The organism is Caldanaerobacter subterraneus subsp. tengcongensis MB4, assembly GCF_000007085.1.
GTDB lineage: Bacteria > Bacillota > Thermoanaerobacteria > Thermoanaerobacterales > Thermoanaerobacteraceae > Thermoanaerobacter > Thermoanaerobacter subterraneus.
The window spans coordinates 1,223,195-1,236,964 of the sequence record NC_003869.1 but is presented as its reverse complement, the minus strand read 5'-3'; the positions used below and the strand labels follow the sequence as shown (position 1 = coordinate 1,236,964).

At 37.5% G+C, this 13,770-nt stretch carries 13 protein-coding genes, 1 other RNA gene, 1 pseudogene and 1 other annotated feature; of the genes and pseudogenes, 1 reads left to right on the top strand and 14 read right to left on the bottom strand.

What is annotated here, in order from left to right; all coding sequences use genetic code 11:
- The 10 genes and pseudogenes from ord to TTE_RS05840 all read right to left on the bottom strand — a co-directional run bounded on the left by ord (position 1) and on the right by TTE_RS05840 (position 9,037).
- Entirely contained in the window at positions 1–1,041 is a 1,041-nt protein-coding gene (gene ord / locus TTE_RS05875) for a 2,4-diaminopentanoate dehydrogenase (protein ID WP_011025560.1), read from the bottom strand.
- A 237-nt stretch (positions 1,042–1,278) separates the two neighbouring features.
- The gene (gene trxA / locus TTE_RS14260; RefSeq protein ID WP_050724089.1) at positions 1,279–1,635 is read right to left on the bottom strand and encodes a thioredoxin; all 357 of its coding nucleotides are present in this window, start codon (positions 1,633–1,635) and stop codon (positions 1,279–1,281) included.
- A pseudogene (trxA, locus tag TTE_RS14255) lies at positions 1,633–1,950 on the bottom strand (thioredoxin); the annotation flags it as partial. The gene trxA (TTE_RS14260) and the pseudogene trxA (TTE_RS14255), both read right to left, overlap by 3 nt.
- Positions 1,951–2,036: 86 nt before the next feature.
- Positions 2,037–2,303: a metal-sensitive transcriptional regulator gene (locus TTE_RS05860; RefSeq protein ID WP_011025558.1), complete on the bottom strand. Its 267-nt coding sequence runs from the start codon at positions 2,301–2,303 to the stop codon at positions 2,037–2,039.
- Positions 2,304–2,397: 94 nt separating this feature from the next.
- A non-coding RNA gene (gene ssrS, locus TTE_RS13510) (6S RNA) lies at positions 2,398–2,580 on the bottom strand.
- 66 nt (positions 2,581–2,646) lie between these two features.
- Entirely contained in the window at positions 2,647–4,425 is a 1,779-nt protein-coding gene (gene aspS / locus TTE_RS05855; RefSeq protein ID WP_011025557.1) for an aspartate--tRNA ligase, read from the bottom strand.
- A 14-nt stretch (positions 4,426–4,439) separates the two neighbouring features.
- A complete protein-coding gene (gene hisS, locus TTE_RS05850) occupies positions 4,440–5,693 on the bottom strand; it encodes a histidine--tRNA ligase (protein WP_011025556.1) in 1,254 nt (417 codons plus the stop codon).
- A gap of 52 nt (positions 5,694–5,745) precedes the next feature.
- Positions 5,746–5,946, bottom strand: a binding site (T-box leader).
- A gap of 100 nt (positions 5,947–6,046) precedes the next feature.
- Positions 6,047–6,973 (bottom strand): APC family permease, encoded by a 927-nt coding sequence (locus tag TTE_RS05845; protein WP_407636723.1) that lies wholly within the window; start codon positions 6,971–6,973, stop codon positions 6,047–6,049.
- Positions 6,879–7,187, bottom strand: a complete 309-nt coding sequence (locus TTE_RS14635) for a hypothetical protein (RefSeq protein ID WP_407636728.1) — start codon at positions 7,185–7,187, stop codon at positions 6,879–6,881. The genes TTE_RS05845 and TTE_RS14635 overlap by 95 nt, the downstream gene beginning before the upstream one ends.
- Before the next feature lie 566 nt (positions 7,188–7,753).
- Positions 7,754–9,037 carry an IS110 family transposase gene (locus tag TTE_RS05840; RefSeq protein WP_011025555.1) on the bottom strand — a complete coding sequence of 428 codons (1,284 nt, stop codon included), beginning with the start codon at positions 9,035–9,037 and terminating at the stop codon, positions 7,754–7,756.
- A 186-nt stretch (positions 9,038–9,223) separates the two neighbouring features.
- On the opposite strand from TTE_RS05840, the gene TTE_RS05835 reads away from it, so the two are divergent.
- Complete coding sequence (locus TTE_RS05835; RefSeq protein ID WP_011024557.1) at positions 9,224–10,591, top strand: DDE-type integrase/transposase/recombinase; 1,368 nt, start codon at positions 9,224–9,226, stop codon at positions 10,589–10,591.
- Positions 10,592–11,014: 423 nt separating this feature from the next.
- Here TTE_RS05835 and murI read toward each other — a convergent pair whose 3' ends face one another.
- From murI to TTE_RS05815, 4 genes are read right to left on the bottom strand one after another with little or no spacing between them, the layout of a single operon-like run.
- Positions 11,015–11,815: a glutamate racemase gene (murI, locus tag TTE_RS05830; RefSeq protein ID WP_041587150.1), complete on the bottom strand. Its 801-nt coding sequence runs from the start codon at positions 11,813–11,815 to the stop codon at positions 11,015–11,017.
- 34 nt (positions 11,816–11,849) lie between these two features.
- The gene (locus TTE_RS05825; protein ID WP_011025553.1) at positions 11,850–13,046 is read right to left on the bottom strand and encodes a DUF401 family protein; all 1,197 of its coding nucleotides are present in this window, start codon (positions 13,044–13,046) and stop codon (positions 11,850–11,852) included.
- Between the two features lie 38 nt (positions 13,047–13,084).
- Positions 13,085–13,492 carry a biotin/lipoyl-containing protein gene (locus tag TTE_RS05820; protein WP_011025552.1) on the bottom strand — a complete coding sequence of 136 codons (408 nt, stop codon included), beginning with the start codon at positions 13,490–13,492 and terminating at the stop codon, positions 13,085–13,087.
- Positions 13,489–13,758 (bottom strand): hypothetical protein, encoded by a 270-nt coding sequence (locus TTE_RS05815; protein WP_011025551.1) that lies wholly within the window; start codon positions 13,756–13,758, stop codon positions 13,489–13,491. The genes TTE_RS05820 and TTE_RS05815 overlap by 4 nt, the downstream gene beginning before the upstream one ends.
- Positions 13,759–13,770: the final 12 nt, after the last annotated feature.

Genomic DNA, 13,770 nt, shown 5'->3' with positions numbered 1-13,770 from the left:
TCACTTCCTCCTTATCATATCCCTTGCATCCCCCATAATAGCTCTGGGCACAGGCAAATCAAGCATAGTAACAAGCCCTGGTTCTGCATTTATCACATGGGGTATCATGTTGACGCAAATAGCTATGGTTCCAATCCCGCCAGGGATCTCAGGCTTTATAGATAGCTTTATATTCGGCGTGCCTTTGATCTCAATGTAATCTCCTGTGTCTACCCCTTCCTTTTCAGGCTGTATCTGCTGAGGGTGCTCCAAAATTATTTTTACCTCACCACCCACTTTGCCGTAACCTATCTGGCGACACCCGGCAACGTATCCAGGTTCTACTTTTGCATAAGGAGTTTCCCTGTGAGTTTTAGAAATTATTGGCTCTCTTACTTGCTCAATTCCTGATAATTTCCATCCTATGGCTTTGCTAATCATTGTAATCGATTCAGGGAAACCTATGTGCCCCGCAACCGTGCCCTTTTTTACGCCCTCCTCAAACTCCTCTGGCGTAAGGCCAACACCTTGTTCTTCCATCACAGCCTTTCCAAAAGGTGATAAATCGTTTATTCTGGAGGCCTTAATTGACTCAACTTCCATACAAACTCCTGTTAAAGCTGTAATGAGATAATCCAGCACAAACCCCGGGTTTATACCAGTGCCGAGCACTGTCACACCGTTTTCTTTTGCAAGCCTGTCAATTTCATCTGCCAGGTCAGGATGCTGAGCCCAAGGGTATGCCATCTCTTCAGCAGTAGTTATGACATTCATCCCGTTTTCCACCGCTTTTTTTATGAGGGGGAAAACCTTTTCTACATATGAAGAAGTTGCAATTACGGCTATATCAGCACTTCCTTTTCTTATAACTTCATCGGGATTTGAAGTGACATATACCGGTTTAGAATTCGTGCCTAAAAGCTCATTTAAATCTTTCCCGATTTTATTAGGGTCAGTGTCAATAGCACCTACAATTTCCATTCCTTTTTTGGAAAGAATCATCTTTGCAATGCCGCTTCCCATTGCCCCAAGACCCCACACGACTACTTTTATGTTTTCCATTTTATCACCTCAATAAAAATTTTTCTTCTAATCTTATTGTATACATTTACTTTGCCTAAATAAAAGCCTTTCTAACAATCAAAAAACGGAGAAAACCAAAAAAAATTTCGGTTTTTCTCCGTTTTACTAGAGTATGCCTTATTATGTTTCGATTTTCTAAATTTTTTGGAAAATTAAGCAATTCCTTTCATATTTATTCACACAGCAAAATTAAAAATCCTGCCCGAGGCAGGATTTTTAATTGTTTAGGTGTTTTTCTATAAACCTTACAAAATCAGCTTTTGGCCTTGCTCCTATTATCTTATCAACCATCTTGCCTTTCTTAAATAGTCCGATAGTAGGAATGCTCATTATCCTGAATTTCATCGCTAATTCCTGTTCTTCATCCACATTAACTTTTCCTACTTTCAATCTGCCCTTGTATTCATGAGCCAGCTCTTCTACAATAGGAGCGACTAACCTACAGGGCGCACACCATTCTGCCCAGAAATCTATCAAAACTGGTACGTCTGAATTCACAACTTCTTCTTCCCAGTTGTCGTATGTAATTTCTACTTCTAGTGATTCTTCTTTCTGGAATGTATCCTCATTCAAATACTTTTCTATAAATTTCACAAAGTCAGCTTTTGGCCTTGCACCTATTAGCTTTCCTACCATTTTACCGTTTTTGAAAAGCCCAATTGTAGGTATGCTCATTATTCTGAACTTCATTGCAAGTTCATCTTCTTCGTCTACATTGACTTTGCCTACTTTGATTTTACCTTCATACTCCTTTGCTAGTTCCTCAATAATAGGAGCAACCAACCTGCAGGGCATGCACCATTCTGCCCAAAAGTCAATTAAAACTGGCACATCTGAGTTTACAACTTCTTCTTCCCAGTTTTTACTTGTTATAACCACTTCTGCCATAAAACCACTCCTATACTTTTATTTCATTTTTATTTTTGTACAAAGCAATTGCTTTATGCATTTTAAAAGCAAAATGCTTTTTAAAACTACCTCATGAACTTTATAAAAGTCTCCACTAAATCGTCCACCATCTCCTCCTGCTTTTCAGCGCACATGGCTCCTTTTATACAGCTACTAGTATAGCTTTTTAGCAGGATTTTAGCTACGCTGTTTATAGCAGAACGAACAGCAGCCACCTGTATTAAGACGTCAATGCAGTAAGCATCATTCTCTATCATCTTCTGTATGCCTTTTACCTGACCCTCTATCTTCTTCAGCCGCCTTAAAAGGTCTTCTCTACTTTCTTCGTACATACTATACCTCCCAACCCCAGTGGGGTATCCAAAGAATAGTATAAAATTTTTTCATAGATATGTCAATAGCTTTTCGTTATTTTTTTAATTAATAAAAAACCCCATAGTGCCGTGCCTACCGGTAGGTTTTGAACCCGTCCTCACAAAGTGGGTGCCCTCTTGGCAGCTTCATGTTTCCGCGACGAGGCGGCCTACAATCCACTGCCAAAGCCCAGGCTCCCTTATTTTTGGTGTTGGCTCAACCTTTCACCGGGTCACACGAACACCACAGGGTTTTTTCGCTTTATTCCTTTGCCTATATAAATAATATCATAAAACCCTCTATTTTTCAACTGGTAAACGTTTATAGGTCTATCTTGATGTGAAGTTCCTTAAGCTGCTTTTCAGACACTTCCGATGGTGCATCTGACATCAGGCACACAGCGTTTTGAGTTTTGGGAAATGCAATCACATCCCTTATGGTGTCGCTTCCTGTCATTATCATTGCAAGCCTGTCAAGCCCATACGCTATTCCACCGTGAGGAGGAGCACCGTATTTGAAAGCCTCCATTAAAAATCCAAATTTTTTCCATGCTTCCTCTTCGCTAAATCCCAGCACTTTAAACATCCTCTTCTGCAATTCAGTATCATGTATTCTTATGCTTCCACCGCCTATTTCTGTGCCGTTTAATACTATATCGTAGGCTTTCGCTCTAACTTTTAGAGGCTCTTTTTCTAAAAGGTCTATATCTTCATCTTTAGGTGATGTAAATGGATGGTGCTTTGCAACATACCTCTTCTCTTCTTCGTCATACTCTAAAAGCGGAAAATCCACTACCCATACAAACTCATATTTGCTTTCGTCAATAAGATTAAATCTTTTTGCCATTTCAACTCTCAAATGCCCTAAAGTGTCAAAAACCACTTCATCTTTATCCGCCACTATGAGAAGTAAATCTCCCACTTCTGCTTCAAGTCTTTCCAAAATTTTATTCAATTCTCCTTCAGTCAAAAATTTAGTGGCAGGTGACTTCACTTCCCCTTCCAAAACTTGCATCCACAAGAGGCCTTTTGCCCCAAAGTTTTTGGCAAATTCTACTAGTTCATCCAGCTGCTTTCTTGTCATTGAAGCAGCTCCTTTTACATTTATACCCCTTATTGAACCGCCATTTTTCAAAGCATTTTTAAAAACATTAAACTCTGACTCTCTTAGTATGTCGGACAAATCTTTAAGCTCCATTCCAAACCTCAAGTCAGGCTTATCAGTTCCAAACCTCTCCATTGCTTCCTGATAAGTCAACCTTCTAAAAGGAATATCAAGGTCTACATCCAAAACCTTTTTGAATACATGCTTTATCATTCTCTCATTTATATCAAGGACATCTTCCACCTCTACAAAGGACATTTCAATATCTATCTGCGTAAATTCCGGCTGCCTGTCAGCTCTCAAGTCTTCATCCCTTAAGCACCTTGCAATTTGATAATACCTGTCAAATCCCGCAATCATCAAAAGCTGCTTGAATATCTGGGGAGACTGAGGCAGCGCGTAAAACTTGCCAGGATAAATTCTGCTTGGCACAAGATAATCCCTGGCGCCTTCCGGGGTGCTCTTTATAAGCATGGGAGTTTCTATTTCAATAAAGCCATTGTCATTGAGAAACTCCCTCACGGCTTGCGTAAGCTTAAAGCGAGTGATTAAATTCCTCTGCATTGAAGGTCTTCTCAAGTCCAGGTACCTGTATTTGAGCCTTACCGCTTCCGATACATTGCTCCTATCCTCTATTGGAAAAGGAGGTGTTTCAGACTTGCTCAAAATCTTCAAATTTTTGGCGTAAATTTCTATTTCTCCTGTGGGTATTTTAGGATTTACATTTTCAGGAAGTCTTTTTACTACTTCCCCTTCCACTGCCAATACATATTCACTTCTCACGCTTTGCACCTTTTCAAAAACCTCTTTAGAAACCTGTTCACTGAATACTATCTGCACAATTCCTGTTCTGTCCCTCAAATCTATAAAAACTAATCCTCCGTGGTCTCTCCTGCTGTTGACCCATCCCATCACTACGACAGACTTTCCCACATCTTTAACCCCGAGCTCTCCGCACATATGGGTTCTTTTAAGACCGCCAAGTTGTTCTCCCATTAAACTCCCTCCATTCAATTTTTTATCGCTTTTTCTATTTCATCAATTAAAATTTCTGTCTCTTCTCCTGTAGCCATATTCTTCAATTTCACTTTTTTGCTCTCGAGTTCTTCTTCACCTATCACCACAGCAAATTTGGCATTTAATTTATTGGCATATTTCATTTGCGCCTTTAAACTTCTTTCCATATGGTCTATCTCTACCTTTAAACCGTTAAACCTGAGTTTATTCGCAAGGGTAAAAGTAAAAAGCTTCGCTTCATCGCCAATGTAAGCTATAAAAAGGTCTGGCCCCTCTGGCTTAGGAATTTCAATGCCATTCTGCTCCAGAGTCAGAAGAAGCCTTTCTATTCCCATACCAAAGCCTACCCCAGGCATTGAAGGTCCGCCGCACTCTTCTATGAGCCCATCATACCTCCCACCGCCGCAGACAGTGCCCTGAGCGCCAATGTCCTTTGAAATTATTTCAAAAGCGGTTTTAGTGTAATAATCAAGCCCTCTCACTATTCTGGGATCGACTATGTAATCATATCCCATAGCATCCAGATACTTCTTTAGCTCTTCAAAATGGTTTCTGCAGTCATCACAAAGATAATCCGTAATAAGAGGTGCCTCCCCTGTAACCCTTCTGCAACTTTCCACTTTGCAGTCAAGCACTCTTAAAGGATTGACTTCGTATCTCACCTTACAATCGTCACAGAGCTCATCCAGGTGTTCTTTCAAAAACTCCTTCAACACCTTGTTGTAATTCTTCCTGCAAACAGGACACCCCACGCTATTTATTCTAAGTTCCAGGTTATTAAGGCCTAACTTTTTTAAAAGAGTCATGGCAATGCTTATGACTTCTGCATCAGCAGAAGCGCTTTTTGCCCCGAAAATCTCCACCCCAAACTGATGGTGCTCTCTTAACCTTCCTGCTTGAGGCTTTTCATACCTGTACACAGGGGTTATGTAGTAAAGCTTTGTAGGCTGCGTCTCTGCGTAAAGTCCATGCTCTATAAAAGCTCTAACTGCAGGAGAAGTTCCTTCTGCTTTTAGAGTAATGCTCCTTCCAGACCTATCATTAAAAGTGTACATCTCTTTTCTCACAATGTCAGTAGACTCCCCAACCCCTCTTAAGAAAAGTTCTGTATGCTCAAATCCAGGGGTGCGTATTTCTTTGTACCCGTAAAATTCGCATATTTCCCTCATCAGATTCTCCACATACTGCCATTTATAGGATTCTGAGGGCAAAACGTCCTTAGTACCTCTTGGAGCTTTTGTAAGCATCTCACCAACTCCTTTTTATCTTCTTACATTTAAAAACCCCTCGTCTGCAGAACGCAGGGACGAGAGGTTAATCCCGTGGTGCCACCCTGATTGGTACTCATTCCCTTAACGCAGGTTCACGGATCTAGCCTACATTGTCGGCCAGTCAGCTCCCAGGTGTCCTTCGCAATAGCATGAGTATAAAGATACTCTCAGTCGCGGTATCTTCTCCCTGTATACCTGCTATTGCTACTCTCCTGTTCATCGCATTTTCCTTATTTTATTTGATATTATACCCCATCCTATAAATTGCTGTCAATGGCAAATTCCATCTTCTTTTCACACCAAATCACAGAAAATCAAGAATAATTAAATTAAGAAGTATACTTAAAGAGGAAATATAACGGCATTGCGAGTATTAAACCTCCCAATCCCCATACGAGCTGTTCAATACTTGCCTTGCTTAAAAAATATATGCTCAGTATTGTAGCTATAGTTGGAATCGCTATTCCAAAAGGCAGTTTAAAATTTGTTTTAACTTCCCTTTTCCTTAAAACAATGATAGCTAACGAAGTAGGAATGTATTGAGCAAATCTCGAAACAACACTTATCATAGCTAATTTTACAAAAGTACCTGTTAATACAAGAGGAATAGCCAATAAAGCTGTAATAATTATTGCAATGTAAGGAGTATCATACTTGCTTTTCTTTGCTATCATTTTAGGAAGTATACCTTCTTCTGCTAATGCCACTCCTACTCGTGGAGTATTGAAGGAATATGCAAGATTTACTCCTCCGATTGAAATAAGACTTCCAATAGTTACTAATAGTAATCCAAACTCTCCTAAGAAAGATTTTGCTGCATCTGCTACAGGTGTAGGTGAACCTTTCAAAGCTTCTCCTAATGTCCCAATGGCGACAACTTGGGTAAGAATATATATTAAAGATACAATTCCCATGGAAATTAATAATGCTATGGGCAAATTTCTCTTCGGATTTTCTATATCTCCTGCCACAATCACTAGAGATTCAAAACCTGCAAAAGCATAAAAAACCAAAACAATAGCAGCCCAAAGTCCACTATGAGTAGAGTAAGCTGAAATATTGAAATTCTCAGAATTAACAAAAAACAGTCCCAATACAATAAATACAATTAAAGGTAGTATTTTACTGATAGTGACTATATTATTTATGTATTCTACAATTCTAATTCCAAAATAGTTTATAAAACTCAGAATAATAATCAAAGAAACAGCAATCACATTTTTTAAAGTACCAGTAGCAGCTGAAGGCCAAAACACACTTAATGTAGTAGCAAAAGCTACTGATAATGTAGCCCATCCTATTTATTCTTACAGCCCACATTACTATACCTACCTCAAAACCTATAAACTCTCCAAATGCTTCTTTCGCATAAACATAGGCACCCCCTGTTTTTTCAAATATTCCACTTGCCTCTGCAAAACATAAAACAATCACAAATGCAAGAAGCGCATCTATAACATAAGCCCAAATGCTACTTATTCCTGCTAACTCATATGCCTTGCCAGGTATGAGAAAAATACCCCCTCCCTCTATTATCTTTTATTTTCTCTTAATATCTTAGTTTTTCTTTAATTTTCTCATCACAACAAGAGCATCTCATGGCCTATATTAACATTTCTTACTTATATAACCATTAAATGGGTAAGCTTAATAAACCTCATATCCTATTTCCATATTATGGCGGGATAGCTCCACTTATCTCATGGGGTTTACCCTCCCATGTCTCACTGGATCTTAGTCCTTAATTCCTTCGTTCTACCTGCCATGAGGTGGATGTCATTTCTGCTCCATTGCAGGGTCTTTGCCCGTATGGTGATTATTTTTATGACAATTCCCGCTCTTGTTGTCAATATCCCATCTCTTGATTGGTTGTTTTTGTCTTATTCCTTCTTCTACCTTTTATGTCACATCGCTCACACTTTCGCTTTTCATAAAAATCAATTTCTTCTTAAGGGTCAGCTCTTTAGATGTGACTAAGTTAAAGCTGAAGAGAAGATGATTAACCCTTAATTGATTTGATAGTATGTTGGCACTTTTTATGCAGCTTCCTGTAAGCCTGGCTTCTTTATGTCCTTCATCATCTTGATTGGGTCATATTTTACTCCTTTCTTTAATATGACATAAAATATCCTTATCAGTTTGTTGCACAATACTATTAGTGATTGCTTCTTTTTTAGCGGGTTTTGCGCTCTGGTGGTGTAATATTTGTGTAGTTCACGAAATTCTTCGTTTTTTGCGACCAAGGCCATTACTGCATTAAATAGCACACTCCTCAATCGCTTCCTCCCTCTTTTACTTATTGTCGCTTCTCCTTTATGCTTACCAGAGCTATTTTCTATTAGGTTTAATCCCCCTAGTTTTTGTATCTGTTTTGGATGTTCATATTTTTCAATATCTCCTACTTCTGCAATAAAACCTGCTACTGTGTTTACTCCTATCCCTTTGATTTCTAGTAGTTCTTTAACCCCTGGTATCTCAACTATTAATTCTTCCATCTTCTTCTCTATTTCTTCAATTTGTTTTTTTAAAAATTCGTATTGTTCAATGAGAGTCTTTATCTCGTATTCCGCCATCTTTATGCCCTGCTTCTTCCCTATGCTCTCCTTAGCAGTTTCTATCAGCTTTATAGCCCTTTTTTCTCCTACCCCTCTTTGTACTTCTTTCTTCCATATCGATATTATTTCTTCAGCACTCTTTTTTGCTATCTTCTCAGGCGTTGGAAATTCTCTTAATGTGATAAGTGCTGCTTTCCCTTCCCAGTCTGAAAATACAGTGTTAAACTCTGGAAAGTATATGTCCAACCATCTTGTTATTTGATTTTTTGTCATCCCTATTTGTTTGTTCAACCTGTCTTTTATGCCCATCGCTACCCTTAATTCTGCATATACTCCTTCAGGTATTATCGGCTCTACATATCTCCCGTCTTTTACTAGCATTGCTATTGTTTTTGGGTCTTTCTTATCGCTTTTTGTGGGAGAATTGTCATCTAATTCTTTGCTCATCTTTACATGAAATGGATTAACCAATACTACCTTTATGTTATTGTCTTTAAGGTACTGGGCAAAACACAGCCAATATTGCCCTGTCGGTTCTATCCCTACTATTAGTTTGTTTTTCTTATGTCTCTCCATCAAGTCTTTTGCCCAGTTGAGAAATTTTGTCATACCTTCTCTATTGTTTTCAAATCTCAGGTATTTCCCATATTCTACTCCTCTGTAGTCAAATGCTCTGGCATAATGGCTTTCTTTTGCTATGTCTACTCCCGCAATTAATGTGTCTCCCGTTACTTGCAAAATCTTCTCATTTTGTGTATACTTCATTTTAGGTACCTCCTGTTTATTTTGATGTAACGTCAAATTAAAGCCTTAAATTCGCGTATCTATAGTCTCCAAAACATTGGAATAAAAATTTTTTCGAGAAAAAGGAGGATTCCCTCCCCTTGGTGTCGTAGGTAGTAGTTGTAGCAAAAACAAACACCATCAACCCAAAGGAGGGAATCCTAATTTATGTTTCGACAACTACTACCCGTTTTCCTTCTTACTCATTTATTAAATTTTTTGCTTAAAATTTCTCTATTCGCTCTCAAACACTTTAAAGTAGATATTCAGCCGCCTGTTGACCTCCAACCTTCAGGCTACAAAGTTTTGTCACCTTTAGAGGATCCTTTGCCACTTGTTGAAAAAGTTGTTGAGAAAAAAGATTACAAGAAAATCCTTGCCGAAGCTGAAGCTCAAGGTAAGCCTATCTCTCATGTTAGACGTATTAAACCCCTTTGTGTTGATGTTGATAAGTGCCCTGTTTGCGGTGCCCCTCCTGATTATTTGTACAGTTTTGGTAAAGACCCTGACGGCTTTCAAAAACTACAGTGTAAAGTGTGTAAACATCAATGGGCTCCTGGTAAACCTGCTCCTAAAAAGTCTCGCCCTACTTACCGCTGCCCTTTCTGCGGGTCTGCACTTATTCAGGATAAAACTAGAAAGAATTTTACTGTGTTTAAGTGTCGCAATGATAATTGCCCTAAGTGGCTTAACCACCGTAAAAGATATCGCTTCAGAGCTTTTGATGTTGATTTTGATGAACTCTCTTCTTCTTCTCCAAATGCTGCCCCTGTTAACCTCGCAAAAAGCCATTTTAGCCCATTCTTGATAGCACAAACTGTTAATTTATACGTAGGTCTCGGTCTTTCTTTAAGGCAAACTGTCTCTGCACTACAGCATATATGGCAAGTTCAACTCTCTCATCAGACTATACAAAACTGGGTGGTTTCCTTGGCCTCTAAACTCGCTCCGCTTGTTAAGTCTATCAACCTCCCTTTGTCAGGCCTTGTTGTTATTGATGAGACTTACATAAAGGTCAAAGGTAAGTGGCATTACCTTTTTACTGCCTGTGATGGCTTGAGAGGTTTTATTATCTCACAGCACCTTTCTCCTCATAGGGATGCTTTAGCTGCTTTGACAATCCTTAAAGAGGTCATTGACCGTTACAACAACCGAGAATTCATTTTAGTCACAGATAAAGCGCCTATTTATGATGTGGCAGTCCATTTCGCTTCGGTTTTCTTTGGAGCCAATATCCGTCATCGACCTGTGTTGGGAATCTCTCCTCCACCCGGTGGTGACAGTCATACTTACAGACCGTATAAAAACCGTTTAGAACGCTTATTTGGCTCTTACAAGGCTCATTACAAGCGCCATAAGTCTTTTAGTTCTTTTGAAGGTGCTATCGCTCATGCATTGCTATATCAGCTGTACTACAATCACTTGAAACCTCATGAGGCTTCCGATGGCAAAGTACTTGCACCCCTTAAAGATAAACATGGCCACCAAGTGGATAATTGGGCTAAACTGATTCAATGGTTTGTTGAGCTTAATTAAACTCTATAATCTTGACAACTTTTATGTGGTAAGTTAGACTGTATTTGAAATAGTCTAGCTTACCATAGGGTGATATTTGCCTTCTTTGCCCATAAAAGCTTAGATTTTATTTACTTATAGTTTTTCCCTAGGTGTCATTTTAAGTTATTGATTTAATAATCACTGATTTCTTTGCTAACTACTACCTACAATTTCTATTTTTTAGGGAATCCTCATGTTCTTACTTGACGCTACCTATTTTGATAATTCGAGGTAAGTTCTTAAACTTACACTCTGTATTTTATCAGGAGGTACTTATTTTTTCAAAGTCCATTCTCCCTTATTTTTATTCATTACAGGAATGCTCCTATTATTCCATTAATACCTAAAAGGACAACACTCCAAAATCCCAATTTTTTCTTAAATTCCATTTGCCTCACCTCTCTAATATTTGGTTATATCCACAATAGAAACATTATAATTATTTATTTTTCCTTCAAGAAGAATTTTAGCTATCTCAATAAAACTTTGAGTCATTTTACTCAAGTAAAATTGAACTTGGCCACTACCATTAGGATTTATCATGTTTACTCTTGTAATATATTCTTTTACATCGTAGGCTAACCTTTCGGCAGGATCTACTATTCTTACATTTTCTCCTATTAATGCTTCCTCTATGTAGTCTATAACTATTGGATAATGTGTACAACCTAAAACCAAGGTATCAATCTTTTCTTCCTTTAAATTTTTTACACATTCTATAACCACTCTTTTAACTGACTCGGTTTTGTAAAAACCTTTTTCTATTAGAGGCACTAGCTCAGGACAAGCTACTTCATACACTTCTATGCTTTTATTAATTTCTTTTATTTTATTTGAATAGATTCTCTCTTCTGTAGTTCTTCTTGTCCCAATAACACCAATCCTTTTATTGCAAGTAGTTTCTACCGCACTCTTAACTCCTGCCTCTACAACATTAAATACAATTTCCTTTCCTTCCTTTTCAAATACAGCACTAATAGTATTACAAGCAATTACAAAGATTTTTACATTTTTCTTTTTCAAAAAATTCATGATTTGCTTTGTAAATGCTTTTATTTCTTCCTTGCTTCTATCTCCATAGGGAACTCTTCTTGTATCCCCAAAATAAACATAATTTTCTTGTGGCAATACTTCCATAAGGCGTTTAAGTACTGTAAGTCCCCCAACCCCCGAATCAAATACTCCTATCGGAAAGTATCTCATTTTATCCCCCCACAACTACGATTTCCAGTTTTTATTATAAAATCAAAAAATATAACATTAAAAACACAACAATCAACACAGTAGATGGTAAAAAATACTTGTAAGAACCCTTTATTTCTGTACCAAAGTACCTAGCGGTATAAATTAAACACAGGTGCGTGGGAGAAATAGTATACATTAAGAAACTGCTTACGTAAAGAATAGAAGCTTCCTTCAATGTTAAAGAATGAGCTAAAGAAATAAGCGGTACTACCATTACTATGCCAGTAATAGCAGAAGAAGTAAGGGCTGATAGAATGCCAGGTATGATTGTAAGCAAAAGAAAGAAAGGCACTTGATAATTGACAAAAAAGTTAGAAAGAATTTCTTTTACTCCCGTATCTAATATTGCATGTTGTAAAAGCATTATGAGAAATGCAGAAAAAGTAAGTGAAAGTACCACTTTACTCTTTACTACATCTGTAAAAACTTTAAAAGAAATTTTTGTAACAAAAAACATTGTAATTACTCCTAAAAACACTCCCAATGGCATTCCAAAAATCCCTATTAGTTTTGTTAAAATAAGAGAAAGAAATATTGCAACCAAAAGAGGTAGGGAACTTTTCAAAAACTCTCCTTTCAATTCAACACTCGCAGGTTTTATTGACTGAAATGCTGATCTGGGAATGAATATAAATCCTACAAGTACCATAAAAATTGCTATGGGAATTTGAATAGCAGCCAATTCAACGAGACTGTATCCTGTAGTTATAGAAGCAACAAGTAAGGATTGCCCTAAAGGAAAAATCATAAAAAGCACATGTCTGAACCATACATTTAAAAATATTAACCGGTTATCTTCTAATCCAAGTCTTTCCCCTACCTCTTTAACTACAGGTGCAGAAAAAAGAGCTCCTCCTGCAATTGGAAGCAATCCCAACACTGCAGGTATGACCGAAAGTACAAGACTAGGTTTTTTCAACAATGAAACAAGTGAAGTATTGAATGCAGTGATAAGCTGGGTTTTAGTGTATAGTTCAGCTAATACTGCAATGGCAAAAGAAGTAATCATTAGAAACAGTGTATTAAAGTCTACAATGGTTTTAAGCAAAATTTGGCTCCATGCATTTCCCCCAAAACATAAAATCAAAAGGGCACTACCACAAAAAAGCGCGATATTTATATCTATTTTAAGCATTACAAGTAAAATAATTATAAGAAAGGATAGAAATACTACTAAAAGATCCCCCATTTTAACTTAACCTCTCCGCTATTTGCCCCATGATATTTTTACTCCATGGTTACGATAATATCTCCTCTATTCACTGTATCGCCTTTAGCAACATTTACACTTACTATCGTTCCGTTTTCGGGTGCCATGATTTCATTTTCCATCTTCATTGCCTCCAAAATAACAATTACATCCCCTCTTTTTACTTTATCTCCTTCTTTTACTCTGACGTCAACAATAGTTCCAGGCATAGGAGCCGTTATAGTCTTTTCTCCCTCAGGTTTTCTGACTTCTTTCTCTTCTTTAGGTTTAATTTCTTCTTTTTTAATTTCTTGCTCAACTTTTTCAGACAACACCACCTGTGGAGATTTTTCTTCACTCACCTCTTTTGTTGTTTTATTTTCCTGTATTTCTTCTATTTCTACATTATAAATTTTCCCGTTAACAGTAACCTTAAACTTTTTCATATTCTTTTCCTCCCCTTTTCTGGCATTCTCGTTATCTGTTCTAACCGCCCTATTTTATTCCATATAGGAACAGTATCAGCAATTCTCCTTATAGTTTTTATATAAAAACTTTTTTCTTCAGAGCCGCTAAAACATACAACTGCACTTGCAATTGCAGCAATAATATCTATATTACTTGTTTCTTCATTATCTGTTTCTTCAACTCTTGTTACCTTTTCTTCTTCAATTTTTGTCCTTTTTCTAAAAAGTGTAAAATAATTTCTCATTTTTACCCTCCT